This is a genomic window from Rhizobium sp. T1470 (assembly GCF_042140505.1).
GTDB classification, from domain to species: Bacteria; Pseudomonadota; Alphaproteobacteria; order Rhizobiales; family Rhizobiaceae; genus Rhizobium; species Rhizobium favelukesii.
Map to the genome: position 1 here is coordinate 233,944 of NZ_CP148091.1, position 24,298 is coordinate 258,241.

At 60.3% G+C, this 24,298-nt stretch carries 19 protein-coding genes; 7 read left to right on the top strand and 12 right to left on the bottom strand.

What is annotated here, in order from left to right; all coding sequences use genetic code 11:
- The first annotated feature begins 12 nt into the window (after positions 1-12).
- The 7 genes from WGT02_RS01120 to WGT02_RS01150 all read left to right on the top strand — a co-directional run bounded on the left by WGT02_RS01120 (position 13) and on the right by WGT02_RS01150 (position 6,478).
- Positions 13-681, top strand: a complete 669-nt coding sequence (locus tag WGT02_RS01120) for a phosphoribosylanthranilate isomerase (RefSeq protein WP_024313193.1) — start codon at positions 13-15, stop codon at positions 679-681.
- A 2-nt stretch (positions 682-683) separates the two neighbouring features.
- Positions 684-1,904, top strand: a complete 1,221-nt coding sequence (gene trpB / locus WGT02_RS01125) for a tryptophan synthase subunit beta (protein WP_024313192.1) — start codon at positions 684-686, stop codon at positions 1,902-1,904.
- A gap of 3 nt (positions 1,905-1,907) precedes the next feature.
- Positions 1,908-2,747 (top strand): tryptophan synthase subunit alpha, encoded by an 840-nt coding sequence (trpA, locus tag WGT02_RS01130; protein WP_208249397.1) that lies wholly within the window; start codon positions 1,908-1,910, stop codon positions 2,745-2,747.
- A gap of 39 nt (positions 2,748-2,786) precedes the next feature.
- Positions 2,787-3,692: an acetyl-CoA carboxylase, carboxyltransferase subunit beta gene (gene accD / locus WGT02_RS01135; RefSeq protein WP_024313190.1), complete on the top strand. Its 906-nt coding sequence runs from the start codon at positions 2,787-2,789 to the stop codon at positions 3,690-3,692.
- A gap of 27 nt (positions 3,693-3,719) precedes the next feature.
- Positions 3,720-5,072, top strand: a complete 1,353-nt coding sequence (locus WGT02_RS01140; protein WP_024313189.1) for a folylpolyglutamate synthase/dihydrofolate synthase family protein — start codon at positions 3,720-3,722, stop codon at positions 5,070-5,072.
- 66 nt (positions 5,073-5,138) lie between these two features.
- Positions 5,139-6,026, top strand: coding sequence for an IS4 family transposase (locus WGT02_RS01145; RefSeq protein WP_208249394.1), 888 nt, complete (start codon positions 5,139-5,141; stop codon positions 6,024-6,026).
- A gap of 8 nt (positions 6,027-6,034) precedes the next feature.
- The gene (locus tag WGT02_RS01150; RefSeq protein WP_208249392.1) at positions 6,035-6,478 is read left to right on the top strand and encodes a transposase; all 444 of its coding nucleotides are present in this window, start codon (positions 6,035-6,037) and stop codon (positions 6,476-6,478) included.
- 49 nt (positions 6,479-6,527) lie between these two features.
- Here WGT02_RS01150 and trxA read toward each other — a convergent pair whose 3' ends face one another.
- The 12 genes from trxA to WGT02_RS01210 all read right to left on the bottom strand — a co-directional run bounded on the left by trxA (position 6,528) and on the right by WGT02_RS01210 (position 24,169).
- Positions 6,528-6,848: a thioredoxin gene (gene trxA, locus WGT02_RS01155; protein ID WP_024313188.1), complete on the bottom strand. Its 321-nt coding sequence runs from the start codon at positions 6,846-6,848 to the stop codon at positions 6,528-6,530.
- Between the two features lie 72 nt (positions 6,849-6,920).
- Positions 6,921-10,472 carry a double-strand break repair helicase AddA gene (gene addA, locus WGT02_RS01160; protein ID WP_208249391.1) on the bottom strand — a complete coding sequence of 1,184 codons (3,552 nt, stop codon included), beginning with the start codon at positions 10,470-10,472 and terminating at the stop codon, positions 6,921-6,923.
- Positions 10,465-13,659: a double-strand break repair protein AddB gene (gene addB / locus WGT02_RS01165; protein WP_024313186.1), complete on the bottom strand. Its 3,195-nt coding sequence runs from the start codon at positions 13,657-13,659 to the stop codon at positions 10,465-10,467. Before addB ends, addA begins: the two co-directional genes overlap by 8 nt.
- A 3-nt stretch (positions 13,660-13,662) precedes the next feature.
- Positions 13,663-14,394, bottom strand: a complete 732-nt coding sequence (locus WGT02_RS01170) for a nucleotidyltransferase family protein (protein ID WP_208249390.1) — start codon at positions 14,392-14,394, stop codon at positions 13,663-13,665.
- 13 nt (positions 14,395-14,407) lie between these two features.
- Positions 14,408-15,922 (bottom strand): tRNA (adenosine(37)-N6)-threonylcarbamoyltransferase complex ATPase subunit type 1 TsaE, encoded by a 1,515-nt coding sequence (gene tsaE, locus WGT02_RS01175; RefSeq protein ID WP_208249389.1) that lies wholly within the window; start codon positions 15,920-15,922, stop codon positions 14,408-14,410.
- Positions 15,922-18,501, bottom strand: coding sequence for a PAS domain-containing sensor histidine kinase (locus WGT02_RS01180; protein ID WP_208249385.1), 2,580 nt, complete (start codon positions 18,499-18,501; stop codon positions 15,922-15,924). Before WGT02_RS01180 ends, tsaE begins: the two co-directional genes overlap by 1 nt.
- A 203-nt stretch (positions 18,502-18,704) precedes the next feature.
- Positions 18,705-20,105, bottom strand: coding sequence for an adenosylhomocysteinase (gene ahcY / locus WGT02_RS01185; RefSeq protein WP_208249384.1), 1,401 nt, complete (start codon positions 20,103-20,105; stop codon positions 18,705-18,707).
- Positions 20,106-20,272: 167 nt separating this feature from the next.
- Positions 20,273-20,548 (bottom strand): HPr family phosphocarrier protein, encoded by a 276-nt coding sequence (locus WGT02_RS01190; protein WP_007798031.1) that lies wholly within the window; start codon positions 20,546-20,548, stop codon positions 20,273-20,275.
- A gap of 16 nt (positions 20,549-20,564) precedes the next feature.
- Positions 20,565-20,966, bottom strand: coding sequence for a PTS sugar transporter subunit IIA (locus WGT02_RS01195; protein ID WP_007528763.1), 402 nt, complete (start codon positions 20,964-20,966; stop codon positions 20,565-20,567).
- Between the two features lie 152 nt (positions 20,967-21,118).
- Complete coding sequence (locus tag WGT02_RS01200) at positions 21,119-21,571, bottom strand: HPr kinase/phosphorylase (protein WP_208249382.1); 453 nt, start codon at positions 21,569-21,571, stop codon at positions 21,119-21,121.
- A complete protein-coding gene (locus WGT02_RS01205; RefSeq protein ID WP_208249381.1) occupies positions 21,568-23,358 on the bottom strand; it encodes a HAMP domain-containing sensor histidine kinase in 1,791 nt (596 codons plus the stop codon). The genes WGT02_RS01200 and WGT02_RS01205 overlap by 4 nt, the downstream gene beginning before the upstream one ends.
- A gap of 79 nt (positions 23,359-23,437) precedes the next feature.
- Complete coding sequence (locus WGT02_RS01210; protein ID WP_197901953.1) at positions 23,438-24,169, bottom strand: response regulator transcription factor; 732 nt, start codon at positions 24,167-24,169, stop codon at positions 23,438-23,440.
- Positions 24,170-24,298: the final 129 nt, after the last annotated feature.

A 24,298-nucleotide genomic window follows, 5' to 3' on the forward strand; every position in this document is an offset into this window, starting at 1 on the left:
CACTTCGCTGCCATGAAACCGGATATCAAAATCTGCGGGCTGAAGACGGCTGAAACAATCGATCGCGCCCTGGCGCGGGGTGCCACGCATATCGGCTTCATCTTCTTTGAGAAGAGCCCTCGCTACGTCGAGCCCGACATTGCCGGCAAGCTTGCGGAGCCGGCCCGCGGCAAGGCAAAGATCGTTGCCGTCGTCGTCAACCCGACCAACGACGATCTCGATGAGATCGTGGCGCTGTTGAAGCCCGATATCTTGCAGTTGCATGGCGACGAAAGCCCGGAGCGCGTTTTGACCATAAAGGCGGTCTACGGGCTACCTGTGATGAAGGCGTTTTCTGTGCGGACGGCCGATGATCTGAAGCCGGTCGAGGCCTATATCGGCGTCGCCGATCGCTTCCTCTTCGATGCGAGGCCGCCGAAAGGATCGGATTTGCCCGGTGGCAACGGCGTTTCCTTCGATTGGAGCCTGCTCACTTGGCTTGACGACAATGTGGATTACATGCTTTCCGGTGGCTTGAACAAAGGTAACATTGCCGAGGCGCTTGCCATTACGAAGGCGCCGGGGATCGATGCGTCCTCCGGTGTCGAAAGCGCACCCGGCGTCAAGAACGTCGCAATGATCGATGAGTTTTTCGATGCGGTCGAGAGGGCCAATCAACCCGAAACGGCCTCAGGGAGTTGAGAGTGAACCAGACGCCAAAACCGAATTCCTTCCGCTCCGGCCCTGATGAAGACGGCCGTTTCGGTATCTACGGCGGCCGTTTCGTCGCCGAGACGCTGATGCCTTTGATCCTCGACCTACAGGACGAGTGGAACAAGGCGAAGAATGATCCGGAATTTCAGGCTGAACTGAAGCATCTCGGCGCTCACTATATCGGCCGCCCGAGCCCGCTCTATTTCGCCGAGCGCCTGACGGCTGAGCTCGGTGGCGCGAAGATCTACTTCAAGCGCGAGGAGCTGAACCATACCGGTTCGCACAAGATCAACAATTGCATCGGCCAGATCCTGCTTGCCAAGCGCATGGGCAAGACCCGGATCATCGCTGAAACCGGTGCCGGCCAGCATGGCGTTGCATCTGCGACGGTCGCTGCCCGTTTCGGTCTTCCCTGCGTCGTTTACATGGGCGCAACCGATGTCGAGCGCCAGGCGCCGAACGTGTTCCGCATGAAGCTGCTCGGTGCCGAAGTGAAGCCCGTGACTGCCGGCCACGGCACGCTCAAGGACGCCATGAACGAGGCGCTACGCGACTGGGTCACGAACGTCGACGACACTTACTACTTGATCGGCACGGCCGCCGGCCCGCATCCCTACCCGGAAATGGTCCGCGACTTCCAGGCCGTCATCGGCACCGAAGCCCGTGAGCAAATCTTGGAAGCCGAAGGGCGCCTGCCGGATCTCATCATCGCTGCCGTCGGCGGCGGTTCAAACGCGATCGGCATTTTCCATCCGTTCCTCGATGACGCGGGCGTCGAGATCGTCGGGGTCGAAGCCGGCGGCAAGGGCCTCAATGGCGACGAGCACTGCGCCTCGATCACGGCAGGCTCGCCTGGTGTCCTGCATGGCAATCGCACTTACCTGTTGCAGGATGGCGACGGCCAGATCAAGGAGGGCCATTCGATTTCCGCGGGTCTCGACTATCCCGGCATCGGCCCCGAGCATTCCTACCTGAACGACATCGGCCGCGTCGAATACGTGCCGATCATGGACCATGAGGCACTCGAAGCCTTCCAGACGCTCACCCGCCTTGAAGGCATCATTCCGGCGCTGGAGCCGTCGCACGCTCTGGCCGAAGTCATCAAGCGGGCCCCGAAGATGGGCAAGGACGAGATCATCCTGATGAACCTCTCCGGCCGCGGCGACAAGGACATCTTCACTGTCGGCAAGATTCTGGGAATGGGTGAGTAAGTCATGACCGCACGTATGGATAAACGCTTCGCCGATCTGAAGGCGGAAGGCCGACCGGCACTCGTCACCTATTTCATGGGCGGTGATCCGGACTACGAAACCTCGCTCGGCATCATGAAGGCTCTGCCGGAGGCCGGTTCCGACGTTATCGAACTCGGCATGCCGTTCTCCGATCCGATGGCCGACGGTCCAGCGATCCAGATGGCAGGCCAGCGTGCTCTCAAGGGCGGCCAGACGCTGAAGAAGACGCTGCAGCTTGCCGCCGATTTCCGTAAGACCGACGACGCCACGCCGATCGTGATGATGGGGTACTACAACCCGATCTACATCTACGGCGTGGACAAGTTCCTGGACGACGCGCTGGCGGCCGGCATCGACGGGCTCATTGTGGTCGACCTTCCGCCGGAAATGGATGACGAACTTTGCATCCCAGCCCTCAAGAAGGGGATCAATTTCATTCGTCTGGCGACCCCGACGACCGACGAAAAGCGTCTGCCGACCGTTCTGCGGAACACCTCCGGCTTCGTCTATTACGTCTCGATGAATGGCATCACCGGCTCGGCCCTGCCCGACCCCTCTCTCGTGTCGGGTGCCGTCAAGCGCATCAAGGAGCACACCAAGCTGCCCGTCTGCGTCGGTTTCGGGGTCAAGACCGCCGACCACGCAAAGGTCATCGGCCGCTCGGCCGATGGTGTTGTTGTCGGTACTGCAATCGTCAATCAGGTGGCAACGAGCCTCACCAAGGACGGGAAGGCAACCGCCGATACCGTTCAGGCCGTCGCCACGCTCGTTCGTGGACTGTCAACGGGCACACGTTCGGCGCGCCTTGTTGCTGCCGAATAGTTTCCCCACATTGACAACAGTCAATCAGGAGTTTTCGACTTGAACTGGATCACCAACTACGTCCGCCCCCGCATCAATTCCATGCTGGGCCGCCGCGAAGTGCCGGAGAACCTCTGGATCAAGTGCCCGGAAACGGGCGAGATGGTCTTCCATAAGGATCTGGAAGACAACAAGTGGGTCATCCCGGCCTCGGGCTATCACATGAAGATGCCCGCGAAGGCACGACTTGCCGATCTTTTCGATGACGGCGCTTATGAAGCGCTCGTACAGCCGAAGGTCGCGCAGGACCCGTTGAGGTTTCGCGATTCCAAGAAGTATACGGATCGCCTTCGCGACAGCCGCATCAAGACCGACCAGGAAGACACGATCGTGGCCGGTGTCGGCAAGGTTCGCGGTCTGAAGCTCGTCGCTGTCGTACATGAGTTCAACTTCATGGGCGGTTCGCTCGGCATTGCCGCCGGCGAGGCGATTGTCAAGGCATTCGAGCGCGCCATCGCCGAGAAGTGCCCGCTGGTCATGTTCCCGGCTTCGGGTGGCGCTCGCATGCAGGAAGGCATCCTGTCGCTCATGCAGCTGCCGCGCACGACCGTTGCCGTCGACATGCTGAAGGAGGCGGGGCAGCCTTACATCGTTGTGCTGACAAACCCGACCACTGGCGGTGTCACGGCATCCTACGCGATGCTCGGCGACCTGCATCTGGCCGAGCCCGGCGCGGAAATCTGCTTTGCCGGCAAGCGCGTCATCGAGCAGACGATCCGCGAAAAGCTGCCGGAAGGCTTCCAGACGTCGGAATACCTGCTGGAGCACGGTATGGTCGATATGGTGGTCAAACGCCACGATATTCCGGATACGCTGGCACGTGTCCTGAAAATCCTGACGAAGAAGCCTGCGGCGTACCTCTCCAAGGAAAACAGCGGGACGCTTGCGATAGCCGCTAGCGCCTGACAGAAACCGTCACAGGCGGGTTGAGCGATGATACCCAGGGGCCAGGCCGCAGTGAGTGAAGCAGCGCAGGAAATCGACAAGCTCATGGGATTGCATCCCAAGGGCTTCGATCTGTCCCTGGATCGCATCACCCGGCTCCTTTCCATCCTCGGCGATCCGCAGAAGAAGCTGCCGCCCGTCATTCATGTGGCGGGCACAAACGGCAAGGGCTCTGTGACAGCCTTTTGCCGGGCCTTGCTGGAGGCTGGCGGTTACAGCGCTCATGTCCATACCTCTCCGCATCTCGTAAATTGGCATGAACGCTACCGAATCGGCGTCAAGGGCGGCCGCGGGCAGCTGGTGGATGATGCCGTTTTCGCCGAGGCGGTGCGTCGCGTCGCGGCCGCCAATGACGGGCAGAAGATCACTGTTTTCGAGATCCTGACGGCTGTCACCTTCATTCTGTTTTCAGAGCATCCCGCCGATGCCGCTATCATCGAGGTTGGCCTCGGCGGACGTTTCGATGCGACGAACGTCATTTCCGATCCCGCCGTCTCGGTCATCATGCCGATCTCTTTGGACCACCAGCCCTATCTCGGGGATCGGGTCGAACTGATCGCGGCCGAAAAGGCCGGCATCATGAAGCGCGGGCACCCCGTTGTCATCGGCAAGCAGGAATATGATGCTGCGCTCGACGTTCTAATGTCGACCGCTGAACGGCTGAACTGCCCGACGGCCGTGTTCGGTCAGGATTATATGGCGCACGAGGAATATGGGCGCCTCGTCTATCAGGACGAGTTCGGTCTCGCCGACCTGCCGTTACCGCGGCTTCCGGGCCGCCACCAATATGCCAATGCCGCAGCGGCGATCCGTGCCGTCAAGGCTGCGGGCTTCACGGTGACCGATACGATGATGGAAAAGGCGCTGCTGTCAGTCGAGTGGCCGGGCCGCCTTCAGCGTCTGAACGACGGGCATCTAATGGCCAATGCGCCGGCCAAGGCGGAAATCTGGGTCGATGGCGGCCATAACCCCGGTGCCGGCGAAGTCATCGCCGAAGCCATGGCGAATTTCGAAGAAAAGCAGCCGCGGCCACTCTTCCTGATTATAGGCATGATCAACACCAAGGATCCGGTTGGCTACTTCAAGGCTTTCAAGGGATTGGCAGAGAAGGTCTATTGCGTACCGATTCGCGGCAGCGACGCGATGATCGACCCAGTCATCCTGGCAAACGCTGCCTATGATGCGGGCCTCGTCGCAGAACCGATGTCGACTGTCAGCGAAGCGTTGGAGGCAATCAAGGAGGGTGCTTTTGAACAGGCCCATCCGCCGCGCATCCTGGTAGGTGGCTCTCTCTATCTCGTCGGCGATGTGCTTGCCGACAATGGCACGCCCCCGAAATGAAAAAAGCCCGGTCAATGCCGTAATGCAGTTCACTTAGTGAGCTGCGGGCAAGTTTGATGGTTCAGGATGGGGATTCGTTTTCCCATCCTGTTTTTGTTTGTGATGTCACGCACCCTTGGACATTCGGCCGAATTATCGGCTCTTTCGCAGGCGATCGACCCGGACTGGATCGCTCAGGCTCTCGCCACGACAGGCAAGGCGAGCATCCGCAAGCGCAAGCTGCCAGCCGAGCAGGTCGTCTGGCTGGTGATTGCGTTGGCCCTTTATCGTCATCAGTCGATCCCGGAGGTGGTGGCCCATCTTGATCTGGTTTTGCCCGATGAGGTCAACGCGGATATTGCCAAGAGCGCGTTGACACAGGCACGGCAGCGCTTGGGTCAGGCACCGTTGGCGCAGTTGTTTGCAATGAGTGCATCATGCTGGGATGAACGCCACCAATCCGGGCGTGCCTGGCGGGGTCTTTGTCGTTATGCCGTGGACGGCAGCACGCTGCGGACGTCCGACAGCCCGGAGAACCGGGCGCATTTTGGAGCGCAGGCCTACGCGTCTGGCGTTGTCGCAAGCTATCCGCAATTGCGGCTGCTGACGCTGACGGCGCTGGCGACGCATCTGGTGCGTGATGCGGTGTTCGGAGCCTATGGCACAAACGAGATGCTCTATGCCAAAAGCCTGCTCGACCGGGTTCCGGACCATTCGCTGACGGTCTTCGACAAGGGCTTCTTCAGTGCCAGCCTTCTCTTGCAATTGCAGACGAAGGGACATGAGCGTCACTGGCTGATTCCGGCCAAAGCCAACAGCACATGGGAACGACTGGATCCGCACCCCACCGATTATCGGGTGCGCATGAAGGTCTCGCCCCAGGCGCGGCAGGCAGAACCGGACTTGCCGGCCTTCTGGGAGGTCAGGGGGCCATCGAGACGACCACCAGCCATGGCAAAAAGCGCATATTGTTGACATCGCTGATGGACAGACAAACTTATCCGGCAAGCGAAATCGTCCATCAGTATGAAGAGCGATGGCGCATCGAGACAAGTTATCGCGAACTCAAGCAGGAGCTTCTCGGTAGCGAACTGACCCTGCGAAGCGGCACGCCGGAGACTGTCTATCAGGAGGTCTGGGGCGCGTTGCTGGCCTACAATCTGGTGCGGCTCGAAATGGCAGAGGTCGCGACCGAAGCCCAAGTCGAGCCAACCCGACTAAGCTTTATCACAGCCCTGCATTACCTGCGTCACGAATGGGGATGGATGGCGATCGAAGCACCCGGCAAAATCCCCGCCCACCTCACCAGATTGAGAAACAGATTGGCAGACTTGCTGCTGACAGAAAAACGGGGGCGATCATGCCCCCGTGTCGTCAAAAAACTGCCTGCCAGATACCCGATAAGAGCCGTAAGCAAACCTAAGTGAACTGCATTACGGTCAATGCCGGGCTTCTTCGTATCTGCTTATGGGTAAATTAAGCGGCGCTTGAGATCCAGCTCGAAAGAGCGGTCTTCGGGGCAGCGCCAACCTTGATGTCAGCAACTTCGCCGGCCTTAAATATGGCAAGTGTCGGGATGGAACGGACGCCAAACTGGGCGGCAAGTTCCGGGTTCTCATCGATATTGAGCTTGGCGACTTTCACCTTGCCCTGAAACTCGACGGCGAGTTCTTCGAGGCTGGGGGCGATCATCTTGCACGGGCCGCACCATTCAGCCCAGAAATCGACGACGACGGGTTCTGCGGATTCCAGAACTTCCGACTGGAAGTTGTTGATATCGACTTTTACGGTAGCCATAGGCTGCTCCTTTACGGATTCCTGTTGAAACACATGTGAGCGTGCGGTGCGGGAATTTCAATGCCCGGTATTTCACTTTGTCTCGAGTTGCGCAAGCGCCGACGCCAATGCGTCCGGCGTCAGCGTGTGAACGAAGCCGCTTTCCGTGTAGACGAGGACGCAATCGACACGCTTGCCGGGGTAGAGCGGCGTCAGGATTTCACGATAGATGGCTAGCTGCGCCTTGTGGGCAAAAGGGATGCCCTCTGCCGTCTGCGGCGGGACACGATTGGTCTTATAGTCGAGTACAACAACGCGATCGTCGAAGACTGCCATTCTATCGACACGGCCCGAAACGGCGTGGTCGACTCCGCCGATCGTCAGCGTGCCCATGACGGAGACTTCCGCCTGTGCATGGGTTGAGAACAGGGATACAAGGCTCGGGTCTCGCAGTAGTCTCAATACCGAATCGATGAGTTGCTGCCGCTCCGCTTCTGGCCAGAACGACGCGGCACGCTTGGCATAGCGCACGGCCGCATCGGCCTGTGCGCCGCGCGCAACATCCGGCAGCGTCTGCAGCATGCGGTGGAGAAGCCGACCCTTTTGCAGCGAGCGATCCGCCTTGTCCCTTTCGGCGAAAAGCGGAGAGGCGACAAGGAGGTCATCTGCGCCGTCATCAACGATCGTTCCGACACCGGATGGGCTAAGCGGGCGAGGTAGCTGCTTGCGCGGCGGCAGCGCCCTGCCGAGGCTGGGTGGGATGGACTCTTGCCTGGAAGTCTGTTCCTTGCGTCCAAGACGCTCAAAACTGTGCTCGATCCGTGGAACCCGCCATTTGATCCCAGTCCAGGTACCGTCCGGCCCGGAAAATGTCGCAGCCGACACATGCGGATGGCTGTCCGTCATCGCAGCGGAAATCATCGCATGCCAGGTGTCGGTGTTCGGCCGGATGCCCCTGTAGCCGCAAACGGTTAGCCGGTCGGCGGCCCGGGTCATCCCGACATAGAGTAACCGCCGATACTCCTGTTCCGCCAGCAACTGGATGCGCGTCGCATCGGCCTGGGTGAGGGAGTTGCTGAGATCGCCGAGCGGAACCCATGCGGGCATGTTTGGTTCGCCGGGCTCCTGCTCAAGCAGCCGAAGCTTCGGCATATGCGAATGCGTGAAGGCCTTGGACCCGCCGTCGACCAGGAACACGATCGGCGCCTCCAGACCCTTTGACGCGTGGACGGTCATGATCCGGACTTCGTTGCGTCCCTTGTCCTGCTCGCGTTTTACCTCCGGTGCTTCGATCTCAAGCGTCGAAATGAACGACTGCAATCCAGGCAGGCCCGAGCTTTCATGGTCGAGCGCGAAAGTCAGGAATTCGTCGAGGATATCGCTGACCTCGGTTCCGAGCCGGCCAAGGAACTGTCGTCGGCCGCCATGGCACCCCAGAACGCGGGCATAGAAGTCGTGAACCGACAGCGTCTTGGATTCGTCCAGGAAGAGCTTGAGGCGTGAGACGGCCGTTTCGAAGCGCACATTGCCGTCTGCGGCGAACTTCTGCAGGTGAGCCCAGGCACTCTCGCCCTCCGTACGAAGGGCGGCAACTGCGAACACGTCGTCTTCACTCAGATCGAGTAGTGGGCTCTTCATGAGCGCAGCCAAGGAGAGGTCATCCTCGGGCAACAGCAGAAAGCGGCCGAGCGCCACCAGGTCCTGCACTGCGATGTGGCTCGTCAGGCGCAGGCGGTCGGCGCCGGCAACCGCTATGTCGCCGCGTCGCTTCAGGGCGCGCGTCAGAGCGTTAACGAAGGCGTCGCGCTTGCGCACAAGCACGAGGATATCGCCGGCTTCGATCAGGCGCTCCTTACCCTTCTCCACGATCGTTTCCTTGCCGACCAGATCGCCGATCGTGTGGGCAATGCGACGCGCGAGAATGGACGCGGGCGCACTCTCCGGCGTGGCGTCAAAAGGTGCGGTCCAGTCTTCGTCCTTTATTATTGCCTCGGGCGCCACCATCTCCCAGAGATCAACGGCTCCGGGATGCCCAATGCGATTGGAACGGTGAACCACGGGCTCGCCTGTCGCGCTCAGTCCACGGGCATTCTCGGCGGGCGTGAAGATATGGTCGACGGCCGCTAGGACATCCGAGGTCGATCGGAACGAGAGTGGTAACCGCACAGTCGAGAAGGCAAGCCCGCTCTGGGCGACGCGCCGGCGCGTCCGCTGGCTTTCTTCCGAAAAGCGTTCGGGACGGGCGCCCTGGAACGAATAGATGGATTGCTTTTCGTCTCCAACGGCAAAAAGGGTCCGCACCGCATTGCGGGCGCTTTCGCCCGAAAAGAAATCCCCAGCCAGCGACTGGATGACACTCCACTGGATCGGGCTCGTATCCTGCGCCTCGTCGACGAGAATATGGTCGATGCCCTGATCGAGTTTGTAGTGGATCCACGGGCCAACGTCGCTCTTGTTCAAGAGTTCGGCAGTTCGCGTTATCAGGTCCTCGAAGTCGAGTTGGCTACGTTGCTTCTTGAGGTCGTCGTAGTCCTTGTTGAGGCGGTCGGCGAGCATCAGTGCGGCGCGGGTGGCCTCGTACATGCGCGCCGTCTTCAGCCGATCTCGGCATAACGCAACATGCGCTCGTGCTGTTGCTACTGCGTCTGGGAGTTCGGGTGTTTCGCTTAGCATCGCCTTCACAAAGAACTGTGAGTCGGCCTTTGGATCCCCCTTCACAGTAAGGAAGATCTTCTCGAGCAGCGACGCACGGCGCGCATGGTCGCGTTCGCGTGCAGCCGACCGTAACCCGGCTGCAATATCATGTGCCTTGGCGCCACCCTTCTGGTCAGCGACGTCTAAATATCGGTCGAGTGCACTGCCACGCAGACCAGGGAGCGGCCAATACTCCGCGGTGATTCCAATTGTGGTGTCATTGACGGAGAGGCGAAGTTTCTTCCGCAACACGGCATCAAGGCCACCCTTGCGTTCCGAATCTTGCGTAAAGGCTCGAATTGCATTGCGATTGGCGATGATTTCTTCCAAAAGATTTTCCAGACCCGCCTCATCGCCAAGATTGAGTACGTAGCCAAAAGCCTCTGCGAGCGTCGGATCATCCTCTGGCGTCGTCGCCGTGAGGAGGGACTGCCGTGCATCCGCCAGAAGCGTCGCGGCGGCGCGATCGTCGAGCACGGAGAAATGCCCCGCGACGTTCGCTTCCAGCGGAAACTGGTGCAGGAGTGCTTCGCAGAAGGCGTGGATCGTCTGGATCTTCAGTCCACCCGGGGTCTCGAGCGCCTTCGCAAAGAGCCGTCTCGCTTTCGCAAGTTTTGACGCATCCGGCGCCCTGCCTTCGATTCGCGCGATGCGCTCTTCCAATTCCGCGTCGGGCAGGACGGCCCACTCGGCCAGCCGCTCGAACACGCGATTCGACATCTCAGAGGCTGCCGCTTTCGTATAAGTCAGGCAGAGGATTGCTGACGGGCGAGCCCCGGCCAGCAGCAGCCGAATGACGCGCTGCGTCAGAACGTGCGTCTTTCCGGAGCCGGCGTTGGCCGAAACCCAGGCCGAGCGTTGCGGATCGGATGCGATCGATTGCTGTATGGTCGTCCAACTCGTCCAGGCGAGGGGATCGTCGCCCTCGGGCAGTGTTGCTTCGTCATTCATCGCCGATTGCCTCATCGCTCTCTGCGGCAGACCATTCGGAAACGCGCGCTAGATGATCGTAGTCGCCGCCGAAGTCAAACTGCTGTGCCGGCACAAGCCGCGAGGTGAAGCCCTTCTCGCCTGATTGCAGAAGAGAGACAAACTTTACCAGTTGATCGATCGAGTCCGCGGCCAGGTCCATGGCTGACTTCGCCTTGTCGTTTCTGGTCGATGTCTCGTCGTTGACGGTGTCGACCTTGAAGCGATCTCCCGGCCGCAGACGTACATAGAGGAGATCCTGCGGAACGAGACTGCCCGCCTCCTGGAAAGCGCCCGCGTGGAGCGCGGCCGCCTCCAGCGCCAGTTGGGGATCGAGGAGGGTGCGCGCCTGAGCCGGAGAAGGATTGTGTCCGGTCTTGTAGTCGATGATGTCGGCGATACCCGTTCCCGTGATGTCGATCCGGTCGGCAACACCGCTCAGCCGGACATTGATGGGCTCTAGCTCGACACCGCCGCGCACCTCTGTCAGCGTTCTTCGAATGCCCGGCTGTCGTTGCGCCTCCCACTCGAGAAACGAACGGGCAACCTCCCGAAAGCGCGGACGCCAGACGGCATCGACGTGCGCCGGAAGTTGCTCCATATCGAAGAGCTCGGTCAGAATGACCTCCATCGCCGCTTCCGCCGCCTGTGTTCCGGCAATGTGGCCTTCACGCACGAAGCGGTCGATAATCTTGTGATAGAGCGTTCCCCGCTCTGCGGCGCCGGGGTCTCGGTTGAAGGGAGCCACCGGATCGAGGCGGAGAACGCGCCGCGCATAGATCGCATAAGGGTCGCGACGCAGACGTCCAACCTCGCTGAACGAGTACGACTTCGGCTGCATTTCCAGCGGCGGCGTTGGACTTGGACGCTGCGCAGGCGCCTGGCGGTCACCTTGGTCGATCAGGTTTGCCCAATGCACAAAGTTGTCGCCGCGGCCCTTGAGTTCGGCCTCGAACTCCTTCCCGCAGAACGCGAGCAGCCGCTGCAGCCAGCGTGATGCAACGGTCGGTGTCGAACCTTGCCGGAGTGCCCGCGAATAGATGAGGTGACGCGTGCCGTTGGCCATTTCGAAATCGTGAGCCAGCTGGCCGATTCGCCGCTCCGGTGGCTCCAGCCCAATCTCCGTCTTCATTGTGCGAGAAACGAAAGGGTTGTTGGATGTTTGCCCCGGCCATGATCCTTCGTTCAGCCCTCCCAAGACGAGAGTGTCTACGCTCTGGAGGCGCGCTTCCAACGTGCCGAAGATGAACAGTCTTGGATGGCTGAGCGCCCGTGGTTTTGCCGCCTGGCCGGCCAACAGCGCTGCGATGATATCGATCCACTGTGGACCGTCGGCATCGATCTGTCCTTCGGTTTCGATGACTTCGCCGAGCATTGACGCCAGAGTGTCGCCTGCCTCCCCCGACCAGAGCCCGGCAAGGTCACCACGCTCGTCGCCTGCCACTGCCTCCAGTGCGTGCCCCGTGCGCCTGGCCCAGTCGGAAAGTGCTAAGCTGGTCGTCAGTCCTCGCTCCTCGGATAGGTTTCGGACAAGCACGGATGCAAGCGGTTCAGTGGCTCCGGCAACGCGGCGGGCAAGATCCCGCGCGCGATCGACTGCATCGGCGGGGAGCGCCTTGCGCCATTGCGGCGCGTGACGATCCAGGGCCTGCTCCGACAATTGTTGTTCAAGGAGCGGTTCTAGCGCGGCGATGTCGACGTCGGCGACGCCACCCCGCAGCGCCAGCAGCTCGAGTGCCGCGACTGCCGCGACAAGCACGCTGCGCTCCAGGCCGAAGCGCGCCAGGGGATGCTTGAGCAAGCCGACGATCGCGACGGGATCACCCGGGCGAAGCGTTGCTTCGAGCAGCAGTTGCAGCAATGTTCCCTGTGGCGTCGCGGAAAGCGGCGTGCCTGCGGAGTCATCAGCGACGATGCCGAAACGCGATAATTCCGTGGTCACGCGGCGCGCTAGATTTCGATCAGGCGTTATCAGCGCCGCCCGGCTCTCACCGTCCTTGCCGGGCCGCTCAAGAGCCAAGCGCAGGGCGATTGCGATGGCCGTGGCTTCCTCTCGCTCATTGCCCGCCTCGATCAGCGACACATCTGCGAATGCCGATGAAATGGCCACATCGGATAGCCTTGCCTTCCACGCGCCCCAATCGCTGGTGGCTTCGGCTGGCGACTGCGCATGCGAGAGGATTTGGCTGCGCTGCTGCAACCCCTCGGCTGGCTCTGCCAGCGGCACGACGTCCTCGCGGGTGAGGTTCAGTCGCCTCAGCAGCTGAGCGAGGCCGTATTGCGAGTGGCTGCGGCTCGCCGGATCTGCAGGCTGATCTTTCCGATCGCCCGGCGCTACCATTCGCCAATGCTCATCCGGCATGCCGAGGTCGAGGCCCGGCAGAATGATGACGCCTTCCCGAAGGTTGGCGACTGCCGCGATCAGGTCGGCTGTCGCCGGCACCGAGCCCGTCGATCCTGCAATGATGATGGGTCCCATCGGTGGGACTGTCGCGAGACGATTTGCTTCGGCACGAAGGATGGCGTTGCGGTGCCTTGCTGGCGACGATTTGCCAAGCTCATTCAGTCGCTCCGGCCAGAAGGCGCTGGCGATCTGCAGGAATTCGGCCGTCAGCTGCCACCAGAGCGCATAGTCTTTCGCGTTCAGGCGGGACAGTTCGCTCCAGTCTCGATCCTCAGTCTCGATGGCGTCGATCAATTCCGCGAGGTTGCGGGCAAGCCAAATGGCGTCGGCGGGGCTTGCGGGTGCGACGAGCGGCGAATCGGAGTGGATGCTGCGCACGATCTCCGGCAGCCTGTTTCGCCAGGCAAGGATAAGGCGCGCGAGTTCCAACAGGCGGGCGGTGTTTGAGAGCGGCTGCGCAAGATCCAATGTCGCTGGCAGGGCTTCGTCGAAATACCCGCTGTCGTCGTCGGTTTCACCAAGCGGGCGGATGACCGGCAAGATTGCTGATCGCCCACCAAGAAGGTCGACGAATTCGGAGCGGAGCACGCGTGCGGCACGCCTTGTCGGCAGATAGATCGTGACTTTTGAAAGCGATAGGGGATCGCCGGGGTCATACCGGAAATGCGGTGTCAGCCTGCCGGCACAGAGGCTTTCGGCAAGGGTCTTCAGGAAGGGAAGCCCTGCGGGGATGGTCCAGACCCTCGGCCAGTGCTGCTCGGCCATCCGTCATGCAAACGTCCGGTAGCGCCGGATCGTTTCCTCAGCTTCACCGATAGCCTCGGGCGTGCCGATTGTAAGCCAGTGTCCTTCGAGCACCGTGCCGTACAACCGCCCGCGGGCGATTGCCTTGTCGAAATAGAGATTGAGGTTGAACGGATCGGCCGGAGCGTCATCCAGGAACGACGTGTCCATGGCAATGGCGCCGGCGTAGACGACGGGGCTCGGCCCGGAATCGGCAAAGCGCGTCAACCTGAAATCCTTTGCCATATTGAAATCGTTCTTGCCGTTGTGCCCGGTAGTATCTTCCAATTTCACACAGAGCATGGCCATATCCATCCTTTCCGGTCGGAAGAATCCGGCTAAGCGTGTCAGGTTGGTCGGAACACCTGGACGTTCTCCGATCCAGAAAAGGTCGGCATTCGTGACAAAAACCTTGCCGGGAGCAAGAAGCTTCAGACCCTTTGCAAGGCCACCGCCGTTGTTCATCAGCTTTTCGCGTTCGTCGGAGATAATAATCTCGAGCTCTTTGTATGAAGCCAAATGGGCGAGCATCTGGTCGGCGTGGTGATGAACATTCACCACCACCCTTTCCACACCGGCTTCTACAAGTGAATCCAGCGCGTAATCGATCATCGCCTTGCCGCCGATCGTCACGAGCGGTTTCGGGATGGTGTCGGTGATCGGCCGCATGCGGGTTCCAAGACCCGCAGCGAGTATCATGGCTTGCTTGATGCTCATCTGATCCGAAAAATTATGATTCGCTTGTCACTATTCCAGCCCTTACGCACCAGTCGCGCAAGGGGGCAAGCGTTTCGTGTTGCAGCGCCACGGAAAGATAGGACAGCGTGCGGGGCATATGCTTCATGTAGCCGGGCTTTCCGTCTCGTTGCAGCAGGCGAACCCAGAGGCCGGAAAGCTTGCAATTGCGCTGTGCCGACATGATCGCCCAACTCTTCAGGAAGCGCGCCTCATCGAAGTCGCGTTCCGCTCTGCGCAGCGACAGATAGTCGTCCATCAGTTGCTGAAATAGTTCGGGGGCGATTGTGACGCGCGCATCCTGTACGATCGAAGCCAGATCATAGGCCGTAGGACCGATCATCGCATCCTGGAAATCGATCAATCCGACGCGCGCGATACCGGTCTCGCTCTGGCGCCAAATGATGTTCGGCGAGTGGAAATCGCGAAGGAGAAGGTTCTTCTCGGAGGCCTCCATTTCGTCGATCAGGCTGTCCCAAATGGCGAGGTATTCGTTGCGCTCGGCATCGCTGGCAGCGACGCCCCCACGCTTCCAGGGCAGATGCCAGTCTAGAACGAGGCGCACTTCCATCTTCATTGCCGTCCGGTCGAAATCCGGGATGTGATGGACATGGCTATCCGTGACGCGGATGTCCTGCGGGATCGCGTGCTTGTGGAGATGCGCCAAGCAAGCGACGCTCGCCCGGTAACGCTCGGCGATGGCCTGACCTTGCGCGTCCAGAACGCCGTCGGTGCCAAGGTCCTCCAGAAGCATAATGCCTCGGTCGTAGTCGACCTGGTAGACCTCAGGGGCAGCAAAGCCCTCCTGTCGGAGCACATTCGCAATGGCGACGAAGGGATAGGCATTCTCCGCGATATGCGCGACCTTCGGATATGGCTTGCCGTCCAGGACCGGCGGCCCTTCCGGCAGCGGCGGCCAATCCATCAGGATCCGTCGTTTCTCGTCATCGGCATAGACGGCCTCGTAGGCGCGAAGAGATGCATCTCCTGTCAGGAAACGACGTTTCGCCCGGGGATACCCTGCATCGTCAAGAAAAGCCCGAATGGCAAGGACGCGGCGGATTCGGGCCGCCTGTTTTTCCGGCGCCGCAATGGTCACACGTCGACCCGCGTCCTCTTGCTCCAACTTGAGGGCGATCCGGTCTGCCGGCAGTTCGTCGAGGGCCACCTCGGGCCATTCCACGAGGCAGATGCCGTCCTCGAGCGCTTCGTCGAAGCCGAGTTCGGTCAGTTCGGCCGGATCGCCGAGACGGTAAAGGTCGAAATGCGCGACCGGTATGCGCAGGTCATAGGCTTGCACCAGGGTGAAGGTGGGACTTGGCACCTCGAGCTCGTCGTCATCCGCCATCGCGCGCAGGAATGCGCGGGCAAGTGACGATTTCCCGGCACCGAGGTCGCCCGACAGGGCAAGGCAGTCGCCTCGCTTCAGCGCCAGCGCCAGATCTTCACCAAAGCGGATTGTTTCCGCCTCGTCCTTCAGGAAGAGAGAAATGACAGGAGTGCCCGTCATCATTCGGCTGCGACGGACGTCGGGAGATCGACCGAAGGAATCCGGCAGGTCACGATCGTGCCCTTGCCTGGCTGACTGTCAATGGTGACCGTCCCGTGGTGAAGACTGACGAAGCTGTCGACGATCGAGAGCCCGAGTCCGGCGCCGCCCCTCTTCCCACTCTTTGCACCGGTGGCGAATCGGTCGAACACGTTGGCGATCATGTCCTGCGAAATACCCGGGCCGCGATCGCTGACGGAGAAGACGAAATCCGTCCCTTCGCGCCGGCATTCGAGCGAGACTGACGAGCCTTCCGGTGAAAAGTTGGCTGCGTTGGAAAGCAACTTCACCAGTATCTGTTTCAGTCTTTGCGGGTCGGCAACAATCGAGCCCAGATGCGCCGGCGCGGTAATCTCCAGCGTCACGCCGCTTTCCTGTAGCCTGTCTGCAATCTGCATCGATACGTCGTCGAGCAAGTCGCCAAGATCGATCGGCGAGTAATTGAGCCGCATGATGCCGGCGTCGACCGTGGCAAGATCGAGGATATCGTTGACCAGCGTCAGCAGTACCGAAGAGGAGGTCGAGATGTGATCGATGTATTCCGCCTGCCGGTCGTTCAGCGGTCCGAGTCCCGGCGTGCGCAGCAGATCGGTAAAGCCGATGATGTTGGTCAGCGGCGAGCGCAGCTCATATGAAACATGCTGGACGAAGTCATTCTTGAGCTCGTCCGCCTTGCGCAGCGCTTCGTTCTTTTCCGTCAAGGCGCGCTCAGCACGGACGCTATCCGTCATGTTGACGAAGGTCAGCATCGTCTGTGCATTCGGCAACGGAATGACGGCATAGTCGAGCACGAGACCTGAGAACAGCTCGAGCGTTCCCTGGCTGGAACGTCGCTCGTCGTCGAAGCTCGTGATCAACTCGGCGAAGGTCTTCCATCCGTCCGCACGGTCATAGGACTGAGAGCATGCCTCGCCAAGGGCGCGGATATGCGTGCTGGGCTTCGCCTCGGCCTCAGTGATTCCCCAGAGTGCGCGAAATGCAGGATTCGAGAGGCGAATACGCCCGTCGGGGCCAAAGACGGCAACACCCTCCGACAGATGGTCAATCGTCTCGCCCTGAACCTTGAGAAGCGTATTGTAGCGTGTCTCAAGGTCGACCTGCTCGGTCAGGTTCTCGAACACCCACGTGGCGCCGCCTTGCGGATGCGCTGTTGCGAAGACCCGCAGCGTCTGGCCGTTTGGCAAATGCCAGAGGTCCGACTGGGTATCGAGCGCCCGATAGACCGAAAGTGCGGTTTCCTTCCAGGATTTCCAGTTCAGCTGATCGGGCAGCTTCTTGGCAGCGCGCAGGCGCTCCAACAGTTCAGCATTGTCGGGCCGGCTTTCGAGGAAGGCGATATCGAGTTTCCAGAGAGAAACGAAGGCCTGATTGTAGAACTGCAGGCGCCGGTCGCCATCGAAGATCGCGACCGGCGTCGCGAGATGATCGAGTGTCTCGGCGTGGCTCTTCAGCGTCCGCTCGAGCTCTGCGCGAACAGCTTCGATGCCTGAAACATCGACGGCTATTCCGGCGGAGCCGCCTGGGACTTTCACATCGACAACGTCAAAGAAGGTGCGGTTGCCGCGCACTACGGTCGAAATCTTGTCGTGGAAAGGCGACTCGGTGGTGGCCGTGGCGCGGATGCGTTCGCGGGCAACTGTCGTCAGGAATTCCCGCCCCTCGTCGATGGCTTGCTCCGGCGTGGTGGCCTCGACAGCTTCGCCGTAGGCGTGGTTGGCCCAGGTCAGCCGACCTTCGGTATCACGCTGCCAGGCTGGGAGATCGATTGCATCGAGCATGCTCTGAAACGCCGAGATTGAGGACAACAGTCTGTCGCGCTCGATCTTAAGCTCGGCAAGCTCGGCTCGAAGATTGTTCAGCGCCACAAAGCGGACGAATGCACGGCCGCCGGAAACCCTGCCCTGCGCTTCAAGGATTTCCTCGCGGTGGGTTTCAACGACCATGTCGAAGCTATGAGCTGACCCACGCAGGCGGTCGATTGCGCGCTCAAGTTCGGACGCAGAGCGCGGCTTCAGCCACAGCCCGAAGGCAAGGAACTCGCTATCCTGCGGCGCTCCGGTTTCCGCCGGCAGCTGACCGATCAGCTCAGGGCGCTCATTTCCATCCCAGATGACGATCCGGCGATTCTTGTCCGCAATCAGCGCCTGATATTGCGAAATGCGCTGTTGCGCGTCGGAGAGAGCCGAGCGGATCTCGCGGCTTTCGCTTTCAAGATTGCCGCGCTGGCGCACGACCCAAAGGGTCGAAAGTAACGCGGCCGAGATCACACCGATAACAACGGAGAGGCCGACAACCTGCGATGACGTGAAAAGGTGCGCGGACGCGATAGCGTCGGCTTCGACCTGAGCGAACACCGGAGGCGCAATCGATGCCATTGCGGTGCCGGCGGCAAAGACCCGCGCCACGCGAGCGAGCATCCCCGGCTTCTCGGCGGTGGCCTTTGAGCCGACGGGTTTCCGTTCACCTGAGTAGAGCGGGCAGGAGTCAGCGTGAGTGCCGCCCTCTGCCTGTTCGCCCAGGCTGTGCATCATTTTCGACATGCGCGGTATGTCTCCGTCCTTTAATGTGCCGCATCACGACAAGACATCCCATTTTCGAAGCAAACGGACACGTCCGTGGCCACGAATCGAGTGTTAAAACAATACTTCGGAAGGGAATCGGCGGGAAGGTGTGTGCCAAAAAATAAGGGCGCCGCATTTGTCAATGTGGCGCCCTCTAGATGTTGTGGATATTGATCTAGCGATTAATATCTGTAGTGGTCAGCCTTGAACGGACCTTGCGGCGTGACGCCGATGTAGGCCGCCTGTTCTTCAGAAAGCTGCGTCAGCTTCACGCCCAGCTTGTCGAGATGCAGGCGCGCAACCTTCTCGTCGAGGTGCTTCGGCAGGATGTAGACCTGGTTCTGGTACTGGCCGGGCTTGGTGAAGAGCTCGATCTGCGCCAGCGTCTGGTTGGTGAACGAAGCCGACATGACAAAAGACGGATGGCCTGTAGCATTGCCAAGGTTGAGCAGACGACCTTCGGAGAGAAGGATGATGCGGTTGCCCTTCGGGAATTCGATCAGGTCGACCTGCGGCTTGATGTTGGTCCACTTCAGGTTACGCAACGCCGCAACTTCGATTTCGTTGTCGAAATGGCCGATGTTACCGACGATCGCCATGTCCTTCATCTGACGCATGTGGTCGATGCGGATGACATCCTTGTTGCCGGTCGTGGTGATGAAGATGTCTGCGGAAGACACGACGTCTTCAAGCGTGACGACTTCAAAACCGTCCATGGCAGCCTGAAGTGCGCAGATCGGGTCGACTTCCGTCACCTTAACGCGGGCGCCAGCTCCCTGAAGCGAAGCGGCCGAGCCCTTGCCAACGTCACCGTATCCGCAGACAACGGCGACCTTGCCGGCCATCATCACGTCCGTGCCACGGCGGATGCCGTCGACCAGAGATTCCTTGCAGCCGTACTTGTTGTCGAACTTCGACTTGGTGACGGAATCGTTGACGTTGATCGCCGGGAAGGGCAGGAGGCCTTTCTGGCTGAGCTGGTAGAGGCGGTTGACGCCTGTCGTGGTTTCTTCCGTCACGCCCTTGATGGCGTCGCGCTGCTTTGTGAACCAGCCCGGCGATGCGGCCAGACGCTTCTTGATCTGTGCGAAGAGGATTTCTTCCTCTTCAGAATGCGGGTTTGACAGCACGTTCTCGCCGGCTTCAGCACGCGCACCCAGCAGGATGTACATCGTGGCGTCGCCGCCATCATCGAGGATCATGTTGGAAAGGCCGCCGTCAGCCCACTGGAAGATCTTGTCGGTGTAAACCCAGTAATCTTCCAACGACTCGCCCTTGATGGCGAAAACCGGAACGCCGGTGGCAGCGATTGCGGCTGCGGCATGATCCTGCGTCGAGAAGATGTTGCACGACGCCCAGCGGACTTCGGCGCCGAGCGCGACCAGCGTTTCGATGAGAACGGCCGTCTGGATCGTCATGTGCAGCGAACCGGTGATGCGCGCGCCCTTGAGCGGCTTTGCTTCGCCGAATTCGGCGCGGCAGGACATCAGGCCCGGCATCTCGGTTTCTGCGATCGTGATTTCCTTGCGGCCGAAATCCGCGAGGCCGATGTCGGCGACGACATAATCTTTTTCAGTGCTCATTGGGTTCTCCAGGCTGAAAAGCGGCTCAAAATTCGAAGGCGCAAGTGCATGCGCCAGATAGTGTCCACGCGGCATGCGCGGCTATGGTGGCCGTTTAGCAGGCTTCCATGACGAAGGCAATAATGATATAAAGAAGTCTTTATATGTTTATATGAGCCGCGAGAGACTCACATTTCCTCGCCGAACCGGTTCTGGATCAGCTCGTCGAGCGCATCGAGCGCCTGTGCTGCCTGGTTGCCGCTGGCAGAAACAAGGACGCTTGAACCGGGACTCGCCGCCAGCATCATCAAGCCCATGATCGAAGTCCCGCCGACCGTCATCCCGTCTTTCGATACGGTAATCGCTGCATCGAAATTCTCGACCAATTGAACGAATTTGGCCGAAGCGCGCGCGTGCAGTCCGCGCTTGTTGATGATCAGAATTTCTCGGGAGAGTGCCGTCATGGGCGCGATGTGCTCACTATTTGCCACTGAGGACGCGGCTCGCGACGTTGATGTATTTCCGTCCGGCCTCGGAGGCTTCGACGAGAGCCTTTTCCATATTGTTCTCACCGCGTACGCCGGCAAGCTTGATCAGCATCGGCAGGTTCATGCCAGCAATGACCTCCGTGTGGCCACTGCTCATGACGGATATTGCTAGGTTGGAGGGGGTGCCGCCGAACATGTCGGTCAGGATGACGACTCCATGGCCGTCGTCGGCGCGGGACACTGCTTCCAGAATATCTTGTCGTCTCTGATCCATGTCGTCTTCGGGACCGATACAGACCGTTTCGATGAATTTCTGAGGACCGACGACGTGTTCGACCGCATGACGAAACTCTTCAGCCAGCTTGCCATGAGTGACAAGCACAAGTCCGATCATGATATTACTGCTCCTAGTGGCGTATGCAAACGGTGGGCCAATATCGCAATGCAGCAATCGCGTCCACCGTGGGGGCACATCTTGGCGATGAAAAGCCGAAGTGCAAGACAAAAATACGACTTTTAGGGCGGGATTTGCCGATTTCGCAGGCATTACTGTCCGATATCGGCTGCTTTTGCCATCAACACCGCCAGCGGCAACGGCGTGTTTGCCAGCAACCGAATGACCGGCAGATCCATACCGTTGGCAATCGTCATTCGCTCACCCTCGGGCGGCAGCCGCTTCTCTCCGGACACGCTTCCAGGAAGGACAGCATAATGCATCGCCGCCCTTGCGATGTATGGCACTCGGACGATGCCGGTGCCGCGCAATTCGATCAAACCGGCAATCGAGGCAGGGCAGGTGGCAATCACGGCTCCATCTTGTTTGGAGATCATCACTTGATCGTCGGCAACCAGTATCGCCGACATGCCGATGTGCTGTGCTTGGGAGATGCAGGCAAAGGCGAGCATCGACTTTCCCCATCCCGAAGGCCCCATGAAAAGAAGACCGGTGCTGCCGACGACGATAGCGGTTGCCTGGATGTTCGAAGGCGTGTCCGTCATGCGGTGGTATTGGCTGGAAGGGCGAGGATGAAGCGCGCTCCGAGCAGCCTTTCGCTCTCCGGATCGATGATATTCTCCGCACGCAGCGAACCGCCATGCGCCTCGGCGATCTGGCGGCTGATCGACAGACCGAGGCCCGAATTCTGCCCGAAGCCCTCTGATTCCGGTCTGTCGGTATAGAAGCGCTCAAAGATACGATCGATATTTTCGGCCTGGATGCCCGGCCCGTTGTCCTCGACGTAAACGATGCAGCGGGAGCGCGTTCTAACCAGTCGCACGGTGATCCTGCCGTCGTGCTCCGGTACGAAGGAGCGCGCGTTCTCTATCAGATTCGTAACGATCTGGCCGATGCGCAGGTCGTGGCCGTTCACCACGAAGCGCGTCTTGACGCCCGGCTTGCGCTCGATGGCGAACTCTATCTGCACTTCTTTCTTGCGACTGCGGATTTGCCGAGACACGTCGATGAGGTCGCGAAGCAGGATTTCCAGATCGACCGAACCTGCATCGACCCGCGCCAACTCGGCATCGAGACGGGAGGCGTCGGAAATATCGCTGATCAGGCGGTCGAGGCGGCGAACGTCATGTTGAATGACATCAAGCAGCCGCTTCTTGGAATCGTCCGTTTTGGCGAGCGGCAGTGTCTCGACGGCGCTGCGCAGCGATGTCAGCGGATTCTTCAGTTCGTGGCTGACGTCGGCCGCAAAGCTTTCGATCGCAGCGATACGGTCGTAGAGTGCCGTCGTCATCTCGCGCAGCGCAATGGAAAGGTTGCCGATCTCGTCCTGACGTGCGGAAAAGTCCGGAATTTCCTCGCGTTCCTTTGCGCCGCGGCGAACACGGATGGCGGCGGCGGATAGACGCCGCAATGGGTTGGCGATTGTCGACGAGAGAACGAGAGACAGCAGAACGTTGACAAGCGTCGCGACGCCGAACACGCGCATGATGCCGAGGCGCTCGGCGTGGACGATATTATCGATATCGCCCGCTTGCGTGGACAACAGCAGCACACCGAGAACAGCGCGGAAGCGCTGGATCGGAACGGCGACCGAAACGATCAGCTCGCCCTTCTCGGTGGTGCGAACCACGGCGCCGCGCACGCCGGTCAGCGCGTTCATCACCTCGGGGTAGATGGAGCCATCGCCGCCCGGCGCTTCCTTGTACAGCGGCAGGTTTCCAGGCTGCAGTACCTTGTTGAAGATCGTCGTGAACCACTGGCTCCAGGTCTGCTCCTCGTCATCGACCGGCGGTAGATCAAAACGCAGGACCTGGCCGCGCGAATAGAGGTGGCGAGAGTCGAGTAGCAGGTTGGCGTCGGCATCGAAAATGCGCGCACGGATTCTCGTCGGTGAAATCAAGCGGCGCAAGACCGGCGCGACCTTTTCCGGGTCGATCGGGAACTCGAGGTCCTCGTCGTTCGGCACCGGGGTAATGCTCTGGCCAGCCTGCAGTTCGAGCAGCTTTTCCGGGTCGATCGTGATCGAGTTCGTGTCGACCGAAGCGGAAGCCGAGACGGCGCCCGCGATAATTTCCCCCTGCGTCAGAAGGCTTTCGACGCGGGCGTCGATCAGCCCTTCGCGGAACTGATTGAGGTAGAGAATGCCGCCGACGAGAACGACAAGCGCCGCGAGATTGAAGAAGAGGATGCGGCGTGTCAGGCTCGAAAAGACGGCATTGCCGAAGATGCGGCGGATGATCGTGAAGGGATGCGACCAGCGTCGTCCGCTGACGCGGCGACTGCTTACGCCTTCCGCCTCATCCAGATCCCTTTCCTGCACCAACTGTGCCAACGACAGGCCCTTTCGGAGAGCGGACCGCTTTCGCGATCACCAGCTCTCGACAATTCTCAGATGCCGCGCCGCTTCGGCGTCAGGCTGCTTCGCGGAAGCGGTACCCCACTCCGTAGAGCGTTTCAATCATATCAAAGTCGGTATCGACCATCTTGAATTTCTTGCGGAGCCGCTTGATGTGGCTGTCGATGGTGCGATCGTCGACATAGACCTGCTCGTCATAAGCCGCATCCATCAATGCGTCGCGGCTTTTGACGACGCCCGGACGCTGGGCCAGCGAATGCAGAATGAGGAATTCGGTCACCGTCAGCGTCACCGGCTCACCTTTCCAGGTGCAGGTGTGGCGTTCCTGGTCCATGACCAGCTGGCCGCGCTCCAGCGAGCGAGCAAGCTGCTGTGCAGTGCCCGGTTTTGGAGCAGCACCGCCGGCCGCGGCGGCAGCCTCGCGGCTCGATGCGCGGCGCAGGACGGCGCGCACGCGCTCGACCAGCAGACGCTGCGAGAACGGCTTGGTAATAAAGTCGTCGGCGCCCATCTTCAGGCCAAACAGCTCATCGATTTCCTCATCCTTGGAGGTGAGGAAGATAACCGGGATGTCGGATTTCTGTCGCAGGCGGCGCAGGAGTTCCATGCCGTCCATGCGCGGCATCTTGATGTCGAAGATGGCAAGATGCGGCGGGCGGGCGAGGAGACCGTCGAGGGCGGAGGCGCCATCGGTATAGGTCTCGACCTTATATCCTTCGGCCTCGAGTGCGATCGATACCGAGGTGAGGATATTGCGGTCGTCGTCAACGAGCGCGATTGTCGGCATGGTATTCGTCTCCGTCATCTATGCGCGTCTCCAGGTATTAGAAGGTCCCCAGGCGGCCTTTGTGAACCGGATGCGCTTATGGGGATAAAGGTGGAACAAATTGTGGCAAAGATAAAGGGTGAGATTGTT

What these genes read in the sequence shown, in the direction of transcription:
- WGT02_RS01120 (WP_024313193.1), top strand. Translation starts at nt 13, where the DNA reads ATGAAACCGGATATCAAAATCTGCGGGCTGAAGACGGCTGAAACAATC.
- trpA (WP_208249397.1), top strand. Translation starts at nt 1,908, where the DNA reads ATGACCGCACGTATGGATAAACGCTTCGCCGATCTGAAGGCGGAAGGC.
- WGT02_RS01140 (WP_024313189.1), top strand. Translation starts at nt 3,720, where the DNA reads ATGATACCCAGGGGCCAGGCCGCAGTGAGTGAAGCAGCGCAGGAAATC.
- WGT02_RS01145 (WP_208249394.1), top strand. Translation starts at nt 5,139, where the DNA reads ATGGGGATTCGTTTTCCCATCCTGTTTTTGTTTGTGATGTCACGCACC.
- WGT02_RS01150 (WP_208249392.1), top strand. Translation starts at nt 6,035, where the DNA reads ATGGACAGACAAACTTATCCGGCAAGCGAAATCGTCCATCAGTATGAA.
- trxA (WP_024313188.1), bottom strand. Translation starts at nt 6,848, where the DNA reads ATGGCTACCGTAAAAGTCGATATCAACAACTTCCAGTCGGAAGTTCTG.
- addA (WP_208249391.1), bottom strand. Translation starts at nt 10,472, where the DNA reads ATGAATGACGAAGCAACACTGCCCGAGGGCGACGATCCCCTCGCCTGG.
- addB (WP_024313186.1), bottom strand. Translation starts at nt 13,659, where the DNA reads ATGGCCGAGCAGCACTGGCCGAGGGTCTGGACCATCCCCGCAGGGCTT.
- WGT02_RS01170 (WP_208249390.1), bottom strand. Translation starts at nt 14,394, where the DNA reads ATGAGCATCAAGCAAGCCATGATACTCGCTGCGGGTCTTGGAACCCGC.
- tsaE (WP_208249389.1), bottom strand. Translation starts at nt 15,922, where the DNA reads ATGACGGGCACTCCTGTCATTTCTCTCTTCCTGAAGGACGAGGCGGAA.
- WGT02_RS01180 (WP_208249385.1), bottom strand. Translation starts at nt 18,501, where the DNA reads ATGTCGAAAATGATGCACAGCCTGGGCGAACAGGCAGAGGGCGGCACT.
- ahcY (WP_208249384.1), bottom strand. Translation starts at nt 20,105, where the DNA reads ATGAGCACTGAAAAAGATTATGTCGTCGCCGACATCGGCCTCGCGGAT.
- WGT02_RS01190 (WP_007798031.1), bottom strand. Translation starts at nt 20,548, where the DNA reads ATGACGGCACTCTCCCGAGAAATTCTGATCATCAACAAGCGCGGACTG.
- WGT02_RS01195 (WP_007528763.1), bottom strand. Translation starts at nt 20,966, where the DNA reads ATGATCGGACTTGTGCTTGTCACTCATGGCAAGCTGGCTGAAGAGTTT.
- WGT02_RS01200 (WP_208249382.1), bottom strand. Translation starts at nt 21,571, where the DNA reads ATGACGGACACGCCTTCGAACATCCAGGCAACCGCTATCGTCGTCGGC.
- WGT02_RS01210 (WP_197901953.1), bottom strand. Translation starts at nt 24,169, where the DNA reads ATGCCGACAATCGCGCTCGTTGACGACGACCGCAATATCCTCACCTCG.